Origin of the sequence: Pelagibacterium limicola (genome assembly GCF_015694405.1) — a bacterium.
In the GTDB taxonomy this organism is placed as follows: domain Bacteria; phylum Pseudomonadota; class Alphaproteobacteria; order Rhizobiales; family Devosiaceae; genus Pelagibacterium; species Pelagibacterium limicola.
This window is the reverse complement of sequence record NZ_JADQDB010000002.1, coordinates 48,010-65,600: the sequence shown is the minus strand read 5'-3', so window position 1 is coordinate 65,600 and position 17,591 is coordinate 48,010. Positions and strand designations below refer to the sequence as shown.

Below are 17,591 nucleotides of genomic sequence, written 5' to 3'. Positions count from 1 at the left end.
CATCTCCTAGTGGCCCGTAGCAGCCGGCGCGGCGTGCTCGACCGGAACCATAGTCCCGGCCTGCGCGGCGGCATCCGCAAGCCCGCTGGTCGTCAAATAGTGATCGGCAAGCGCGGCGGCCGATGCATAAGTCGCATCGAGAATAGGCGCCGGGTAGAAGCCGAAAAGAATAGTCAGGATGATCAACGGCACGATGGTCAGCATCTCGCGGGTGTTAAGATCAAGTATGCCCTTGAGACTCTCCTTTTCCAGTGCTCCGAAAATGACCTTGCGGTAGAGCCAGAGCGCGTAGCACGCGGAAAGGATTACGCCGGTCGTCGCAAAGATTGCGAACCAGGTATTGACCTGGAAGATAGCCAGTAGCGTCAGGAACTCGCCGACGAAGCCCGAAGTCCCCGGCAGGCCGACATTGGCCATGGTGAAGACCATGAACGCGAAGGCGTATTTGGGCATCCGCTCTACAAGGCCGCCATAGGCCTCGATGTCTCGTGTGTGCATCCGGTCGTAGATGACACCCACCGAAAGGAAGAGCGCTCCCGACACGATGCCGTGCGAGATCATCTGGAAGATTGCGCCCTGCAGGCCATAGACGTTGCCCGCGAATATCCCCATCGTCACGAAACCCATATGAGCGACAGAGGAGTAGGCGATCAGCTTCTTGATATCGGTCTGCACCAAAGCCACCAGCGAGGTGATGATGATCGCGGCGACCGAAAGGAAGAAGACGAAATTGGCAAAATAGGCCGAGGCATCCGGAAACATCGGCAGCGAAAAGCGCAGGAAGCCATAGCCGCCCAGCTTCAGGAGGATTGCAGCCAGGATAACCGAACCGGCTGTCGGCGCTTCCACGTGCGCTTCTGGTAGCCAGCGGTGGAACGGCCACATGGGCATCTTGACCGCGAGCGAGGCAAAGAAGGCCAGCCATAGCCAGAACTGCATTTCCTCGGGGAATTCGACGCGCAGGAGGCGTGCGATATCGAGCGTACCAGCGTACCAGAACATCGCCATGATCGCGATGAGCATCAGCACCGAGCCGACGAAGGTATAGAAGAAGAACTTGTAACTTGCCTGGATACGGCGCTTGCCGCCCCAAATCCCGATGATGAGGAACATCGGGATCAGACTGCCCTCGAAGAAGACGTAGAACATGGCCAGATCGAGCGTCGTAAATACGCCGATCATCAGCGTTTCGAGCACGAGGAACAGCACCATGTACTCGCGCTGACGGTGATCGATCGACTCCCAGCTCGCAAGAATGCACATGGGCATCAGAAGGCCGGTCAGAACGACGAACAGTATCGAGATGCCGTCGACGCCCATGCGGTAGCCAATGACGTCGCCCAGCCAGGCATAGTTCACGACGAACTGAAAAGCTGGTGTCGATGGATCGAACATCGACCACATCAGCAACGAGAAGCCGAACGTCACGAGCGTGGTTATGAGCGCGATCCACTTGACGTTGCGGATCGCGGACGCGTCGCGACCGGGAGTCAGCAGAATGAGGAGCGCCCCGACCAGCGGCAGAAAAGTGACGATGGTCAGGATGGTGTTGTCGAGGTTCATCCCAGAAGTCCCCCGGCGGCGATAGCCCATGTAATGAGCGCGGCCACGCCGATAATCATGGCAAAAGCATAGTGATAGAGATAGCCGGACTGGAGCCGGACGACCTGCGCGGTGACATCCTTCACCCGACGGCCGAGTCCCTCGACGACGGTCTGATCCACGAGCCAGTCGTCAAAGCCCTTCCAGAGCGCGGTGCCCAGCCACCGGGCCGGCCGCACGAAGATGCGATCGTAGAGCTCGTCGAAGTACCACTTGTTCAACAGGAACTGGTAGAGCCCGCGGTGCTCCGCTGCGAGGCGCTTGGGTGCCTCGGGGTTGCGGATATACATATACCAGGCCAGAACGAAGCCGATCAGCATTGCGACGGTTGCGGACCACTTGACCCAGGTGGGGACGTAGTGGGCTGCGTCGATGATCGCTGCGTCGACAACCAGCGAGCCATGGAAGAAGTGCTCGACATGTTCGGCATGGCCGAAGAAGGCATCGTAGAAGACCACGCCCGACAGGACCGCGCCGATGGCCAGCAGGTAGAGCGGGATCAGCATGACCTGAGGGCTCTCATGCGCATTGTCGTGAGCACTGCCGTGATGATGGTGGCCGTCAAGCGGTTCGTCGTGGCTCTCGAGAGCCGCATGAGCCGGGTCGGGATGCGCCGTTTCGTCATGGGCCGGATCGCGTGGTGAGCCGTGGAAGGTCAGATGGACCAGCCGCCAGGAGTAGAAGCTCGTCATAAGTGCCGCGAGGACCAGCAGCCAGAAGGCGAGCGTACCGACGCTGCCCCCGAAGGCGTAAGCGGATTCGATGATGGAATCTTTCGAGAAAAACCCGGCAAAGCCGAACATGGTGCCGGGAATGCCGACGCCGGTGAGCGCCAGCGTGCCGATCATCATCATCCAGTAGGTAACGGGGATCTTGGTCCGCAGGCCGCCCATGTTCCGCATGTCCTGTTCATGGTGCATGGCATGGATCACCGAACCGGCGCCAAGGAACAGCAGCGCCTTGAAGAAGGCGTGGGTGAAAAGATGGAAAATGCCCGCCGAATAGGCCCCTACGCCAAGCGCGACGAACATATAGCCAAGCTGCGAGCAGGTCGAATAGGCGATGACGCGCTTGATGTCGTTCTGGACGAGACCAACCGTGGCAGCAAAGAACGCAGTGATCGCGCCGATATAGATGACGACCAGGGTTGCCGTTTCGCTCATCTCATACATCGGGGAGAGGCGCGCGACCATGAAGACGCCGGCGGTCACCATAGTGGCGGCGTGGATCAGCGCCGACACCGGCGTCGGGCCTTCCATCGCGTCCGGCAACCATGTGTGGAGCAGGAACTGGGCAGACTTGCCCATCGCGCCCATGAACAGCAACAGGCAGATCACCGTGATCGCGTCGAAATGCGCCCCGAAGAACCAGATGGTCGCCCCCTCCAGGTTCGGCAACGCGGCGAAGGTCTCATCGAAACCGAGCGTGCCGAGCATGAAAAAGGTCGCAAAGATACCGAGAGCAAAGCCGAAATCGCCTACGCGGTTGACCACGAAGGCCTTCATCGCGGCAGCGCGCGCAGACTCTTTCTTGTACCAGAACCCGATGAGCAGGTAGGAGGCGAGGCCCACGCCTTCCCAGCCGAAAAACATCTGGAGGAAGTTGTCGGCCGTCACCAGCATCAGCATTGCGAAGGTAAAGAGCGACAGATAGGCGAAGAACCGGGCACGGTGCGGGTCTTCGTTCATGTAGCCGATCGAATAAAGGTGCACGAGCGAGGAGACGGTGTTGACCACGACCAGCATGACGGCGGTCAGCGTATCGACGCGCAGCACCCAGCGCAGATCAAGATCGCCGACCTCGATCCAGCGCATGACTTCGACCGAATAGGCGTGACCGTCGCCAAGAAAAAACGGCAGGAACACAACCCAGGAGAGTACCGCCGAGACGATCAGCAATGCGGTCGTGACGATTTCTGCCGGGCGGTGCCCGATAATGCTCCCGAAAAAGCCGGCGATGAGCGAACCAATCAGCGGCAGGAAGACGATAGCCTGGATCATTCCCGCTAGCCCTTCATCATATTGACGTCGTCAACCGCGATGGAGCCACGGTTGCGGAAGAAGATCACCAGAATCGCGAGACCGATGGCCGCCTCAGCTGCAGCGACCGTCAGGATCAGCAGCGCGAAGACCTGCCCGACGAGATCGCCGAGATGGTTGGAAAAGGCCACGAAATTGATGTTCACCGCGAGCAGGATCAGCTCGACCGACATCAGGATGACGATGATATTCTTCCGGTTGAGGAAGATACCGAACACCCCGATGGTGAACAGAATGGCCGCTACGGTCAGGAAATGACCGAGCCCGATAACTGGTGTCATCATAGCCCCCTTTACAGCCCTTTTCCGCTCTCGACCTTGACGACCTCAATGCCCGCCTTAGTCCGCGCCACCTGTTTTGCGATATCCTGGCGCTTGACGTTCGGCTTGTGGCGCAGGGTCAGGACGATTGCCCCGATCATCGCCACGAGCAGCACGAGTCCGCAGGCCTGGAAGAGATAAATGTAATTCGTATAAAGCACCTGCCCCAGCGCACGCGTGTTTTCCACGCCCCTGTCAATGGGCAGAACACCCGTCCCTGCTGCCTCCGGCACGAGAAATGCCGAGCCCGCCACAAGCAGGAGTTCGAGCAGCAGGATGATCCCGACTACAATGCCCACCGGGGCGTATTGCAGGATGCCCTTGCGCAGTTCGCCGAAGTCCACGTCAAGCATCATGACGACGAACAGGAACAGCACGGCGACCGCGCCGACATAAACGACGATCAGGATGAGCGCCAGGAACTCGGCGCCTGCAAGCATGAAGATGCCCGCCGCGTTGACGAAGGCGAGGATAAGGAACAACACCGAATGAACCGGGTTGCGGGACGAAATCACCATGATCGCCGACGCGACCACGATGGCCGAGAAGAGATAAAAGAAGAAAAGCGGCAGCGTCACATCCGGCTCCTAGCGGTACGGCGCGTCGAGCGCGATGTTCTGGGCCAGTTCGCGCTCCCACCTGTCGCCATTGGCGAGCAGGCGTTCCTTTGAGAAGTAGAGCTCCTCACGAGTCTCGGTCGCGAATTCGAAATTGGGGCCTTCGACGATCGCATCCACCGGGCAGGCTTCCTGGCAGAAGCCGCAATAGATACATTTGACCATGTCGATGTCATAGCGCACCGTGCGGCGGGTGCCGTCGTTCTGGCGCGGGCCTGCCTCGATGGTAATCGCCTGCGCTGGGCAGATGGCCTCACAGAGCTTGCAGGCAATGCAGCGCTCTTCGCCGTTGGGATAACGGCGCAGGGCATGCTCGCCGCGGAAGCGCGGAGAGATCGGACCTTTTTCAAAGGGGTAGTTAATAGTGGGCTTGGGCGCGAAGAAGTAGCGCATCGACAAAAAGAAGGTCGATACAAACTCCCTCAGCAAAAGCGCGTCGAGAAAGCGTAGAGCACTCATCGCATTCTCTCCTTATGCCACGCCGCCATGCCAGCCCCAGCCCGTAAGCTGGAGAATGGCGGCGACGGCGACGACCATGAACAGCGAAAGCGGCAGGAAGACCTTCCAGCCCAGGCGCATCAACTGGTCGTAGCGGTAACGGGGAACGAAGGCCTTGACCATGGCAAACATGAAAAAGACCGCCGAGAGTTTCAGAACGAACCACACGACACCGGGAATCCAGGTAAAGGGCGGCAAATCGATGGGCGAGGTCCAACCACCGAGGAACAGGATCGTGGTCAGTGCGCACATCAGGATGATGGCGACGTACTCGCCCAGCATGAACATCATGTAGGGAGTCGAGCCGTATTCGACCATGAAGCCGGCAACGAGCTCGGATTCCGCTTCCGGCAGGTCGAAGGGTGGCCGGTTGGTCTCGGCCAGCGCCGAGATGAAAAAGACGATGAACATCGGAAACAGCGGCAGCCAGAACCAGTTAAGGAACGTCAGCCACGGCACACCGAGCGCGTGGGCAAGGCCCATGTCACGCTGGGCGAGCACAATCTGCGTGAGGTTGAGCGAACCGACGCACAGCAAAACCGTGATGATGACGAAGCCGATCGAGACTTCATAGCTCACCATCTGCGCGGCGGAGCGGAGTGCGCCGAGGAACGGGTATTTCGAGTTGGACGCCCAGCCACCCATGATGATGCCGTAAACACCGAGCGAGGAAATCGCGAAGATATAGAGGATACCGACATTGATATCGGCCAGCACCCAGCCTTCGGCGACCGGCACCACGGCCCAGGCTGAAAGTGCAAGGAGCACAGTGACCAGCGGGGCAAGCAGGAAGACGGCCTTGTCGGCGCCGGCCGGTATCAGCGGCTCCTTGAAAACAAACTTCAAAAGGTCCGCAAAGCTCTGGAGCAGGCCAAACGCGCCGACGACATTGGGGCCGCGGCGGATCTGGACTGCGGCCCAGATCTTGCGGTCGGCCAGCAACACGTAAGCCGTGAAGATCAGCAACGTCACTAGCAGCAGCAGCGCTTTCCAGACAAAGCCAACCATCGTGCCCAGCCCGAGGATGGGGGCACCAAACAGATAGTCGAGCGCGAACAAAATCCAGTCCATATCGCTGCCTTACTCCGCTGCCTGCTTGAGGCCCGCCATCAACTGCGAGCATTCGGCCATGACGGCAGACGCCCGCGCGATGGGGTTCGTGAGGTAGAAATCGCTGACCGGCGAGACCAGCGTATAGGTCTTTTGCGGTGCTGCAGTCCCTGCGAGTGCTGCAACGTCAGCCGCCTTGCCTGCCGCGATGCCGTCGATATGGGCCATATGCGGGTGGTCCGCATAAAGTTTGGCCCGCAGGGATTGCAGGGAGTCGAATGGCAGAGTGTGGCCAAGAACGCCCGAGAGCGCGCGCAGGATTGCCCAGTCCTCGCGGGCCTCGCCCGGCGCAAAGATCGCGCGGTTGGCCATCTGGACCCGACCTTCAGTGTTTACGTAGGTCGCGGATTTTTCGGTATAGGCAGCCGCCGGCAGGATAATGTCGGCCCGGTGCGCGCCGGCATCCCCGTGCGTTCCGATATAGATGACCGTCGTATCGCCGAGGGCGGACATATCGATTTCGTCGGCGCCCAAAAGGAACAGGACATCGAGCTTGCCTGCGCCCGCTGCCTTTATCATGCCGGCGGTATCGAGGCCGCCCCGGCCGGGGACAAAACCGATATCGAGCGCGCCGACGCGGGAGGCCGCGTTATGCAGCACGGCAAAACCGTTCCAATCGGCGTTGAGCGCGCCATTGGCCTTGGCGACGGCTGAACCGAGGGCGAGAACGTCCTTGCCGGAGGCTCCGGTGAGGGCCCCTTCCCCAACGATAACAATGGGACGCGCGGCCTTCTTCAACACCTTGGCGAAGTTGCCCTTGCCGGCTGCAAGATCAACGAGGGAGTCGATGCCGGTACCCAGATGGGCATAGTCGTAGGTGAGGTCGACGGCTTCTCCGACGACACCGATTTGTACGTCGCCATTGCGCCATGCCTTGCGGATACGGGCATTGAGCACCGCTGCCTCGCGGCGCGGATTGGTACCGATCAACAGAATGGCGTCGGCCTGTTCGATACCCGCAATGGTGGGATTGAAAATGTAAGACGCGCGGCCTGCCTTGGGATCGAGCGCCGACCCTGCCGGGCGCGCATCGATGTTGGGCGAGCCGAGTGAAGCCAGAAGAAGCTTCAGGGCATACATCTCCTCGACACCGGCGAGACCTCCCGCGATGGCACCGATGCGCTTGCCATCGGCCTTCTTGACCGCATCGGCGACGGCGGCGAAAGCCTCGTTCCAACTCGCGGCTTGCAGCTTCTTGCCCTTCCTGACGTATGGGCGGTCAAGCCGCTGGGTGCGCAGCCCGTCCCAGACGAACCGGGTCTTGTCGGAAATCCATTCCTCATTCACCTCTTCGTGGAGGCGCGGAAGGATGCGTAGCACTTCCTTGCCGCGGCTATCGACACGGATGTTTGAGCCGACGGCGTCCATCACGTCGATGGACTGGGTCTTGTTGAGCTCCCAGGGGCGCGCCTGGAAGGCGTAAGGTTTGGAGGTCAATGCGCCAACAGGGCAGAGATCGATGACGTTGCCCTGCAGCTCGCTGGTCAGCGCGCGCTCGAGATATGAAGTAATCTCGGCGTCTTCGCCACGACCGAGCAGTCCCATTTCTGACACGCCAGCCACTTCGGTCGTAAAGCGGACGCAGCGGGTGCAGAGGATGCAGCGGGTCATGATCGTCTTGACCAGCGGGCCGATATATTTGTCCTCGACGGCGCGCTTGTTCTCGTGGAACCGTGAGGAATCCACGCCATAGGCCATCGCCTGGTCCTGCAGATCGCACTCGCCGCCCTGGTCGCAGATGGGGCAATCGAGCGGGTGGTTGATAAGCAGGAATTCCATCACGCCTTCGCGGGCCTTCTTGACCATCGGCGTGTTGGTGAACATTTCCGGCGGCTCTCCGTTGGGGCCGGGGCGCAGGTCGCGCACGCTCATGGCGCAGCTTGCCTGCGGCTTAGGAGGCCCGCCCTTCACTTCCACCAGACACATGCGGCAGTTGCCCGCCACCGACAGGCGCTCATGATAGCAGAAGCGCGGGATTTCCGCGCCGGCGGCTTCCGCGGCCTGCATCAGCGTGAAGTGATCGGGAACCTCAATCAGTTCGCCATCGACCTTGATTTGCGCCATTCGTTCTTACTCCGCCGCGACGGACGGCACGGCGCCATCCGAGGTGGACTTGTAGGTGTATGCGTCGATCCGCTCTTCGATCACGTGACGGAAGTTCTTGATCAAGCCCTGGATGGGCCAGGCCGCCGCGTCGCCGAGCGCACAGATGGTATGGCCTTCGACCTGCTTGGTGACGGCAAAGAGCATATCGATTTCACGTTTCTGGGCTTCGCCGCGCACCATGCGTTCCATAACACGCATCATCCAACCGGTGCCTTCGCGGCACGGCGTGCACTGGCCACAGCTCTCGTGCTTGTAGAAGGCCGAAAGGCGCCAGATCGCGCGGATGATGTCGGTGGATTTGTCCATGACGATCACGGCCGCTGTGCCGAGCGAGGAGCCGACCTCGCGCAGGCCGTCGAAGTCCATGTGCGCCGACTTGATATTCTGCCCCGTCACGCAAGGCACCGAGGACCCGCCAGGGATCACGGCGAGTAGGTTGTCCCAGCCGCCACGGATGCCCCCGCAGTGCTTTTCGATCAGGACATCGAAAGGGGTGCCCATTTCTTCTTCAAAAGTCGCGGGGTTGTTGACGTGCCCGGAGACGCAGAAAAGTTTGGTGCCGGTGTTGTTTTCTCGGCCAAGCCCGGCGAACCAAGACGCGCCGCGCCGAAGGATTTCAGGCACGACGGCAATGGATTCAACATTGTTGACCGTGGTCGGGCAGCCGTAAAGGCCCATGCCGGCCGGAAATGGCGGCTTCAGACGCGGCTGGCCCTTCTTCCCTTCGAGGGATTCCAGCAACGCCGTCTCCTCGCCGCAGATATAGGCCCCTGCCCCGTGGTGGACGACGATATCGAAGTCCCAGCCGTGGATGTTGTTCTTGCCGATCAGCCTGGCGTCATAGGCCTGCTGCACGGCCGCTTCGAGCCGATGCCGCTCGCGCATGAACTCACCGCGTACATAGATATATGCCACATGGGCATCCATCGCACGGCCGGCAATGAGACACCCCTCGATCAGATGGTGCGGGTCGTGGCGCAGGATTTCGCGGTCCTTGCAAGTGCCCGGCTCGGATTCGTCGGCGTTGACGACGAGATAGTGCGGGCGCCCGTCATTGACTTTGGGCATGAAAGACCATTTGAGGCCGGTCGAAAACCCCGCACCGCCACGGCCGCGCAGGCCCGAGGCCTTGACCTCATTGGTCAGCCATTCACGGCCCTGGTCGAGCAGTTCCTTGGTTCCGTTCCACGAGCCCCGACGCCTCGCGCCCTCGAGGCCCCAGTCGCCCTGACCGTAGAGATTGGTGAAAATGCGATCCTTGTCCGTCAGCATCGCCTACTCCTTGGTCTCTGGGGATACGGGCTTGCGGCTGGTGGTCTTGACCTTTTCACCGGTCTTGCTGCCAGTTTTCTCGATCGCAGGCGACTCCGCCCCCGTGGCGCCTTCGCGCATGGCCTGATCCGGCCGGCGGCGGGTACGACCGGAGATTCTTGCCTTTTCCGCCTCGACTTCGGCTTCCGAGACCTCCGCCTCCTGCGGCGCGGGGCTCCGAACTGCGGGTGCGGCCTCGTCCTCGATCTTGCGCTTGCGGCCCGGCCGCGTGGCAGGCGGCGTTGGCACGTCGGCAGGCGCGGTCGTCGTCGGACTCGGCTCCACGGGCTCGGACACGTCAATCAACGTGGTCTGGCCGTCGAGCGGGGCCGAGAAACGACGTCCGTTCTGTGGGCCGGTCGGGATCGTATCACCCTTGCCGTCGCGGAAGGCGATAAGGATCTCCTCGAAGCGGTTGGGTGTCAGATCCTCGTAGGTATCGAAACCGATGGTAACCATCGGCGCGTTGACGCAGGCGCCAGCGCATTCGACCTCCTCCCAGCTCAGCGTCCCATCCTCGTTGAGGTGGTGCGGATCGGGATGTATGTGCTTCTGGCAGACCGCGCGGATATCTTCTGCGCCGCGCAACATGCACGGCGTCGTGCCGCATACCTGGATATGGGCACGCGAACCAACCGGTTGAAGCTGAAACTGGGTGTAGAACGTCGCGACTTCCAGCACCCTGATATAGGGCATGTCGAGCATATCGGCGACCGTCTCGATGGTGGCGCGGGATACCCAACCGTCCTGCTCCTGCGCGCGCATCAGCAACGGGATCACAGCCGATTGCTGGCGCCCCTCGGGATACATTGCGATGCGCTTTTTAGCCCAAGCAGCATTTTCCTTCGTGAACGCGAAGGAAGCGGGCTGGATGGACTCGTCAGCTAGGCGGCGCACGCTCATCAGCGATCAACCTCTCCGAACACGATATCGAGCGAACCCAGAATGGCCGAGACGTCAGCCAGAAGGTGTCCGCGGGTCAGGAAATCCATTGCCTGCAGATGCGCAAATCCGGGCGCGCGAATCTTGCAGCGGTAGGGCTTGTTGGTGCCGTCAGACACCAGATAGACGCCGAACTCGCCCTTGGGAGCTTCGACGGCGGCGTACACTTCGCCCTCGGGCACGCGATAGCCTTCGGTGTAGAGCTTGAAGTGATGAATAAGCGCTTCCATCGAGCGCTTCATCTCGCCACGCTTAGGCGGCACGATCTTGCCGTCGGTGGTCGAGACGGGCCCCTGCCCTTCAGGCGAATTGAGCAGGTCGATGCACTGCTTCATGATATGGTTTGACTGGCGCATCTCTTCCATGCGGATGAGATAGCGGTCGTAACAGTCGCCGTTCTTACCAACCGGGATGTCGAACTCGAGCCGGTCGTAGCACTCGTAGGGCTGGCTCTTGCGCAAATCCCATGCTGCACCCGATCCCCGCACCATGACGCCCGAGAAGCCCCAGGCCCACGCATCCTCGAGCGAAACGACGCCGATATCGGCATTACGCTGCTTGAAGATGCGGTTGCCGGTGATCAGTTGGTCGAGATCAGCGAGCGCCTGCGGAAAGGTTTCAGTGAACTTTTCGATATCGTCGATCAGCGCTTGCGGCAGATCCTGATGGACACCACCAGGGCGGAAGTATGCTGCGTGCATACGGGCGCCACACGCGCGCTCGTAAAAAATCATTAGCTGCTCGCGCTGCTCGAAACCCCACAGAGGCGGGGTCAGCGCGCCAACGTCCAGCGCTTGTGTCGTGACGTTGAGCAAATGGGACAGGAGACGGCCGATCTCAGAATAGAGCACCCGGATCAACTGCCCGCGGAACGGAACCTCGATGCCGAACAGCTTTTCGACCGCCAGCGCGAAGGCATGTTCCTGATTCATCGGCGCCACGTAATCGAGGCGGTCGAAATAGGGAACAGCTTGAAGATAGGTCTTGTGCTCTATCAGCTTTTCGGTGCCGCGGTGCAAGAGACCGATATGGGGATCGACACGCTCGACCACTTCGCCGTCCAACTCCAGCACAAGGCGCAGCACACCGTGCGCTGCCGGGTGCTGAGGGCCGAAGTTGATGTTGAATGTCCGTACGTCGTGTTCGGTCATTGCTTGGCCTTCTCATCGCCCGGAAGCACGTAGTCTGTGCCTTCCCACGGGGACAGGTAGTCGAAATTGCGGAATTCCTGCGCCAGGGTCACAGGTTCATAGACGACTCGCTTGCGCGCCTCGTCGTAGCGGACTTCCACGAATCCGGTGAGCGGGAAGTCCTTGCGCAGCGGATGGCCGTCAAACCCGTAGTCGGTGAGGATGCGACGCAGGTCGTGGTGACCGGAGAAGAGGATGCCGTAAAGATCGTAGGCTTCGCGCTCGAACCAGTCCGCGCCAGGGAAAACGCCGGTGATCGAGGGAACCGGCGTCGTCTCGTCCGTGGTCACGCGCACACGCACGCGGATGTTCCGGGTCGGGCTCAGGAGATGGTAGACAACATCGAAGCGTTCGGCGCGATCCGGATAGTCGACGCCGCAGACGTCGATAATCGAAATGAAGGCACACGCGGCATCGTCCCGCAGCACCTGCATCAGATCGACGATCTTTTCACGGCGGGCATCCAGCGTCAATTCACCGAACGCCACGTTGTAACCCTCGAGCGCGTCGCCAGCGACGTTCGCGATATGCGCACCGAGTTCGGAAAGGGCATCTGCCATAATCGCCAAGCCTTATCGCTCGATCGTGCCTGTTCGGCGGATTTTCTTTTGCAGGAGCAGGACGCCATAGAGCAGCGCTTCTGCGGTCGGAGGGCAGCCCGGCACATAGATATCGACCGGCACGACGCGATCACAGCCACGAACCACCGAATAGGAATAGTGATAATAGCCGCCGCCATTGGCGCAGCTTCCCATCGATATCACGTAGCGCGGCTCGGGCATCTGGTCGTAGACCTTGCGAAGCGCGGGGGCCATCTTGTTGGTGAGCGTACCGGCAACGATCATCACGTCCGACTGACGCGGGGATGCGCGTGGGGCGAAGCCGAAGCGCTCTCCGTCATAACGGGGCATCGACATCTGCATCATCTCGACCGCGCAGCAGGCAAGGCCGAAGGTCATCCACATCAACGAGCCCGTGCGGGCCCAGTTGATAAGTTCGTCGGTCGAAGTGACGAGAAAGCCCTTGTCGGCCAGCTCGTTGTTGATCTCCACATAATAGGGATCAGTCGCGCCAACCGGGAGATTGGTCGCCGGGTCGATCACACCGCGGGGACGGGGTGCGACAAGGGTGTTGCTATTGCTCAATCCCATTCGAGCGCCCCTTTGCGCCATTCATAGATAAAACCGACAGTGAGAACGCCCAGGAAGATCATCATCGACCAGAAGCCGTACCAACCGACATCGCCGAACGCGACGGCCCAGGGGAAGAGAAAGGCCACTTCAAGGTCGAAAATGATGAACAGGATGGCGACGAGGTAGAATCGCACATCGAATTTCATGCGGGCGTCGTCAAAGGCCTCAAAGCCGCATTCATATGCCGAAACCTTTTCCGGGTCAGGGCGTTTGATCGCCACGAGAAAGGGAGCGACCAGAAGCGCGAGGCCGATAACGCCCGACAAACCTACGAAAATCAGAATTGGCAGATAATCGCCGAGCAATTCGTTCATAGGACAGCCGTGCCTTGTCGATGAGGCCCGAAGGAGGAGAACCGGGCGCAGGGCAGCCTTCACCGCGCGGAGAAGGCCTGCCGTTGGGAGTGGGATTAACCCACCCCCATACGGGTTTCAAGGGGGCATAAACTTGATGAAATTACTCTTGTTTTAAGAATGAGCAAATCCGCAGGCTGCCAGGCACCCTGCGGCAAATTGCTCAATAATAATAGTGAGCGCGCGTCGGCTCAGAGATGGAAGGCTACACCGGCCGTGAGACGCAGGGCTGACAGACCCCCACCCCAGGTTCCGAGGCCAAGCGCCTCGACTCGACCGGACATCGAATCGGTAAAGGCGTATTCGCCGCCGCCGCCGACCGCGTAACCAAAACCGCCATGGACGAAACCCGTACCGGCCGTTCCGTACACCAGAATGTCGCCCAGCGTCATGCCGGCCTTGCCAAGCAGCAGTGCATCGAGACCAAGGCCCGGGCCAAAATCGGCACCGAGTTGTGCCTCGACGCCAAATACCGCGCTATCGATCGCCACATTGACGCCGGTAAAGATGCCGACGTTCCAGGATGTCGTACCTACAGGGACGCCGCCCCCGTACACGCCAGCATAAAAGCCATCCCAATCAAAACCGGTATTCTGCCCGTAAGGGCCGTAATTTTGCGCATTTGCAGGCGCGGCAACGGCCAAAAGAATGGCGGTCGCAAGAGCGAATTTGTGAACAGCGGACACGCGCCTCACCCCCAATTAAGGTTAATGGACGCCCATTATTGCGCGCGATCCCGCTCCGACAACCAAACCTTGGAAACGTGGATAAGACTTTACTAAAATTGCAAACAAGATTCACCAGCACAAACGAAAACGGCCCCGCCGAAGCGAGGCCGTAATTATCTGTATCCAGCGGCGACTAGAAGTGGAAGTTGGCGCCGATGGTGAACTTGTGAATGTCGGTCGGAGAAGCACCCTGTGCCCAACCGTAGACATAGCGTGCATCGAGCGTAACGCTATCGGTGACAGCGAACTCGGCACCAAGGCCGGCCAGGATGTGGTGGCCCGAAGCACCAACGGCGGTAGAACCAAAGTCCGAACCGTAGCCGACGGTGCCGTACAACAGAACTTCCGGAGCAACGAGCACACCGCCACGGACGGTAATTTCACCGTAGGCAAAGGTTTCCGTCGCGAACACGGCGTCGACGGCAAGCTCTGCACCGAGGACGAACATGTCAAAGGCGGCATTCACACCGAGCTCACCACCGATGAGCCAATTCGTTACCGAAGGAGTCACCTGATTCTCGGCACCAACCCGGACGCCGGCGTAAAAGCCGTTCCAGTCGAATGCTGCGGGAATCGGCGCGATAGGAGCAATGGGCGCAGGCCGGATAGCATCGGCAGCAACAGCGGACCCCGCAAGGACCACAGTGGCAGCGCCAGCGAGCAGGATGGAATTAAAGAGCTTCATGGATTCACCTCAACGAACGCGATTGGTATTGACCGTTATATAACGCAAAGCGGTCCGAGTTCCGAGTCTTGCACCATCGTTTTTTCACAAACGCGCCTCGAATTGGTCGCATTGTATAGAGCTGTTGCCTTTTCGGCACACGCAATCTGATAACCCTAACAAATCAATAACAAACGAAAACGGCCTCGCCGAAGCGAGGCCGTTCCGAAACCGTCGACCGGATAACCGGCGAGCAGATTCTAGAAGTGGAAGTTCGCGCCGATCGAGAACTTGTGGATGTCGGAGGTGCCTGCAGCACCAGACTGTTCCCAACCATAGGTGTACTGACCGCGAATCGACACATTGTCGGTCGCAGCGAATTCAAGACCACCACCTGCGAGAATGTGGTTGCCCGAACCGTTGGCGGCTCCGAAGTCGCTGCCGTAACCGACAACACCGTAAGCAAGCAGCTCGTTGCTGACGAGCACACCGGCGCGACCCAGCACGGTACCATAGGCATAGGTATCGGGCGTATCGAACACGCCTTCGATGCCGACTTCAGCACCGACGAGGACGAAATCGAACGTCGCGTTGACACCGAGCTGCCCGCCGAGCGTCCAGCTGTTGTCGCCCGACACGGTCTCGTTCTGCATACCGGCGCTCACGCCAGCATAAAAGCCGTTCCAATCAAACCCGCCGTAGTCGACGACAGGCGCTGCCGGCATCGCCGGAGGGGGAAGACCGATCGCGTCGGCGGCAAGTGCGCCGCCAGTGGCGGTCGAAGTGAAAAGAGCGACGAGAGCCACTTTCTTGAGCGTGTTCATAAATATTCTCCTTGTTTGCCGACGTGTAATCAAAAATGGTGTCGGCGAGCACCGGTTCCAGTCCGCCGCAGCCCGATCAAGCAAGACATGGGAGGTGTTGCCTTGCTGCCACAACAGTCTCGGACGGATCGTTCCTGTGCGATGGGCCGGACTGTCACGTTCGAGTGCGGACGAAGTGGGGCCAGCACATGGCAAGAATGGGGCAAGCCGTCGATGTTGCTCAAAAGCAACGCATTCATGGTTACTGTGCGGTAAATCCTGCAGAATTTGGCGTGAGTTTAAGCCTCTCCCCTCCAAAAAGCAGGCGTTGTCCCCAAGCAACGTTTGTCGTTGTCATCCGCGTCGCAGCCGTTAGAATCTATAGCCGGGTTAGGGACGGAACGGATGACCAGTATGTTGCAGGCCGCGCGAGTAGGCGCGCTCATTCGGGCGCGGCGGCACGCATTGCGCATGACGCTACAGACTCTCGGCCAGGAAGCGGGCATCTCGGTGGGCTATCTCAGTCAAGTGGAGCGCGACCAGGCCTCTCCCTCCATCAGCACGCTCGCCTCCGTTGCGCGTGCGCTCAAGGTGGGAGTCGATTATTTCATTGCCGCGCCGAGTACGCAGGACGCCCTGACACGAGGGGGCGAGCGCATGCGGTTTTCGGTGAACGATCCTCGCATTTCTTATGAACGCCTCCACGCCGAATTCCCCGGCAACGTGATGTCGTCCTTTCTCATTACCATCGCGCCAGGCTACCGGTCGGAAATTGCCAATCACGAAGGCGAAGAACTGGTCGTGGTGCTGGACGGACACCTCATGCTGCGCATCGAGGACGACGAGATGCAGATCGGGCCCGGGGACAGTATTCACTTCCGTGGCAATCGCAGCCATAGCTGGGCCAACGACAGCGATTCACCAGCGAGACTGCTTTGGGCCGGAACGCTGACCATGTTCCGCTCTTCGCAGGAAGGATCGGCTTTCCAGACCGTCCGGCCCGATGGGACTGAAATGCCAGCGCCGAAAGCGGACGAACAGGAATAGGTATCTATACCAGATTCAGGGGGCATCATCATATGTTGTGGGATTTTTCGATTAGCCGATCAATTGGCCTGATGGGCAAGACTCTGCCTTTCGTTATCTTCCGGATAATCGTCTACTTCGGAATTGCCGTCGCCTATGTGCTGGCGACGAGCGTCGGCGCCGGCGTCGGATGGGGCATCGGGGCGTTTGGCGATGAGGATTTCCGAATCGCCTCGATCTTCTGGGGCGGCGCGATCGGTTTCGGGCTGACGGCGGGGGTTATCTATTTCCTGCGCGAGTACATCCTCTATATCGTCAAGGCCGGTCATATCGCGGTGCTGGTGGAACTCATCGACGGCAAGGAAATCCCGGATGGCCGGAGCCAGATCGAGTATGCAAGCGCGGTCGTGAAGGATCGGTTCGCCGAGGCGAGCGTATTGTTTGCGGTCGATCAGCTGGTCAAGGGCGTCCTTCGCGCGATCACCGGGCTCCTGCAGGGCGTGGCCTCGTTCCTTCCCCTCCCCGGCCTGCAGCAGTTCATGGGGTTGGTCCGGGCCTTCCTGCGTATCGCGGTTGGACTGATCGACGAGGTCATTCTTGCATATGGCATCAGGACCCGCGCCATAAATCCCTGGGCGTCGGCCCAGACAGCCCTGGTGCTCTATGCGCAAAACTATAAGCCTATGCTCATCAATGCCGCTTGGTTGACGATCTTCACTTATGGTCTGAGCTTCATCGTATTTCTTGTGATGCTGGCTCCCGCTGCGCTCGTGGTCTATCTGATTCCGGGCGGCTGGTCGGCCGGAGGTTTTGTTTTCGCTCTCGTCTTTGCCTGGGCGGTGAAGGCGGCGCTCATAGAGCCCTTCGCCGTGGCCTGCATGATGCAGGTCTTCTTCAAGGTTACTGCGGGCCAGACGCCCGACCCTGAATGGAGCGCGCGTATTGAAGGCGCGTCTTCCAAATTCCGGGAACTGGGAAGCCGGGCATCCAAATGGATCACGGCCAAACCTGACGATGGTCGAGCAACCGGAACCGCCGCCTGATCACGGGTTGTTTAATTGTGGAGCCCTCCCCATCGCGCTAAAATGT

18 protein-coding genes are annotated in these 17,591 nt (G+C 60.0%); 2 read left to right on the top strand and 16 right to left on the bottom strand.

Going from position 1 to position 17,591, the window contains the following annotated elements:
• Positions 1–6 precede the first annotated feature (6 nt).
• The 16 genes from I2G20_RS03300 to I2G20_RS03225 all read right to left on the bottom strand — a co-directional run bounded on the left by I2G20_RS03300 (position 7) and on the right by I2G20_RS03225 (position 15,497).
• Entirely contained in the window at positions 7–1,563 is a 1,557-nt protein-coding gene (locus tag I2G20_RS03300; RefSeq protein WP_196258270.1) for an NADH-quinone oxidoreductase subunit M, read from the bottom strand.
• Positions 1,560–3,602 (bottom strand): NADH-quinone oxidoreductase subunit L, encoded by a 2,043-nt coding sequence (gene nuoL, locus I2G20_RS03295; RefSeq protein WP_196258269.1) that lies wholly within the window; start codon positions 3,600–3,602, stop codon positions 1,560–1,562. Before nuoL ends, I2G20_RS03300 begins: the two co-directional genes overlap by 4 nt.
• Positions 3,603–3,607: 5 nt before the next feature.
• On the bottom strand, positions 3,608–3,922 hold the full coding sequence (gene nuoK / locus I2G20_RS03290) for an NADH-quinone oxidoreductase subunit NuoK (protein WP_196258268.1): 315 nt from the start codon (positions 3,920–3,922) through the stop codon (positions 3,608–3,610).
• An 11-nt stretch (positions 3,923–3,933) separates the two neighbouring features.
• Positions 3,934–4,479, bottom strand: coding sequence for an NADH-quinone oxidoreductase subunit J (locus I2G20_RS03285; RefSeq protein WP_246472864.1), 546 nt, complete (start codon positions 4,477–4,479; stop codon positions 3,934–3,936).
• A gap of 69 nt (positions 4,480–4,548) precedes the next feature.
• Positions 4,549–5,037 (bottom strand): NADH-quinone oxidoreductase subunit NuoI, encoded by a 489-nt coding sequence (nuoI, locus tag I2G20_RS03280; protein ID WP_196258266.1) that lies wholly within the window; start codon positions 5,035–5,037, stop codon positions 4,549–4,551.
• A gap of 12 nt (positions 5,038–5,049) precedes the next feature.
• The gene (gene nuoH, locus I2G20_RS03275; RefSeq protein WP_196258787.1) at positions 5,050–6,084 is read right to left on the bottom strand and encodes an NADH-quinone oxidoreductase subunit NuoH; all 1,035 of its coding nucleotides are present in this window, start codon (positions 6,082–6,084) and stop codon (positions 5,050–5,052) included.
• A 72-nt stretch (positions 6,085–6,156) separates the two neighbouring features.
• A complete protein-coding gene (gene nuoG / locus I2G20_RS03270) occupies positions 6,157–8,250 on the bottom strand; it encodes an NADH-quinone oxidoreductase subunit NuoG (RefSeq protein WP_196258265.1) in 2,094 nt (697 codons plus the stop codon).
• A 6-nt stretch (positions 8,251–8,256) separates the two neighbouring features.
• A complete protein-coding gene (nuoF, locus tag I2G20_RS03265) occupies positions 8,257–9,564 on the bottom strand; it encodes an NADH-quinone oxidoreductase subunit NuoF (protein WP_196258264.1) in 1,308 nt (435 codons plus the stop codon).
• 3 nt (positions 9,565–9,567) lie between these two features.
• Positions 9,568–10,506: an NADH-quinone oxidoreductase subunit NuoE gene (gene nuoE, locus I2G20_RS03260; RefSeq protein WP_196258263.1), complete on the bottom strand. Its 939-nt coding sequence runs from the start codon at positions 10,504–10,506 to the stop codon at positions 9,568–9,570.
• Positions 10,506–11,696 (bottom strand): NADH-quinone oxidoreductase subunit D, encoded by a 1,191-nt coding sequence (locus I2G20_RS03255; RefSeq protein ID WP_196258262.1) that lies wholly within the window; start codon positions 11,694–11,696, stop codon positions 10,506–10,508. Before I2G20_RS03255 ends, nuoE begins: the two co-directional genes overlap by 1 nt.
• Positions 11,693–12,295, bottom strand: coding sequence for an NADH-quinone oxidoreductase subunit C (locus I2G20_RS03250; RefSeq protein WP_196258261.1), 603 nt, complete (start codon positions 12,293–12,295; stop codon positions 11,693–11,695). Before I2G20_RS03250 ends, I2G20_RS03255 begins: the two co-directional genes overlap by 4 nt.
• A 12-nt stretch (positions 12,296–12,307) precedes the next feature.
• Complete coding sequence (locus tag I2G20_RS03245; RefSeq protein WP_196258260.1) at positions 12,308–12,886, bottom strand: NuoB/complex I 20 kDa subunit family protein; 579 nt, start codon at positions 12,884–12,886, stop codon at positions 12,308–12,310.
• Positions 12,877–13,242, bottom strand: a complete 366-nt coding sequence (locus I2G20_RS03240) for an NADH-quinone oxidoreductase subunit A (RefSeq protein WP_196258259.1) — start codon at positions 13,240–13,242, stop codon at positions 12,877–12,879. Before I2G20_RS03240 ends, I2G20_RS03245 begins: the two co-directional genes overlap by 10 nt.
• Before the next feature lie 230 nt (positions 13,243–13,472).
• The gene (locus I2G20_RS03235) at positions 13,473–13,967 is read right to left on the bottom strand and encodes a hypothetical protein (RefSeq protein ID WP_196258258.1); all 495 of its coding nucleotides are present in this window, start codon (positions 13,965–13,967) and stop codon (positions 13,473–13,475) included.
• A gap of 175 nt (positions 13,968–14,142) precedes the next feature.
• Positions 14,143–14,694 carry an outer membrane protein gene (locus I2G20_RS03230; RefSeq protein WP_196258257.1) on the bottom strand — a complete coding sequence of 184 codons (552 nt, stop codon included), beginning with the start codon at positions 14,692–14,694 and terminating at the stop codon, positions 14,143–14,145.
• Between the two features lie 239 nt (positions 14,695–14,933).
• The gene (locus I2G20_RS03225) at positions 14,934–15,497 is read right to left on the bottom strand and encodes an outer membrane protein (RefSeq protein ID WP_196258256.1); all 564 of its coding nucleotides are present in this window, start codon (positions 15,495–15,497) and stop codon (positions 14,934–14,936) included.
• 384 nt (positions 15,498–15,881) lie between these two features.
• On the opposite strand from I2G20_RS03225, the gene I2G20_RS03220 reads away from it, so the two are divergent.
• A complete protein-coding gene (locus I2G20_RS03220; RefSeq protein WP_196258255.1) occupies positions 15,882–16,523 on the top strand; it encodes a helix-turn-helix domain-containing protein in 642 nt (213 codons plus the stop codon).
• A gap of 35 nt (positions 16,524–16,558) precedes the next feature.
• Positions 16,559–17,545 (top strand): hypothetical protein, encoded by a 987-nt coding sequence (locus I2G20_RS03215; protein ID WP_196258786.1) that lies wholly within the window; start codon positions 16,559–16,561, stop codon positions 17,543–17,545.
• The last annotated feature ends 46 nt before the right edge of the window (positions 17,546–17,591 follow it).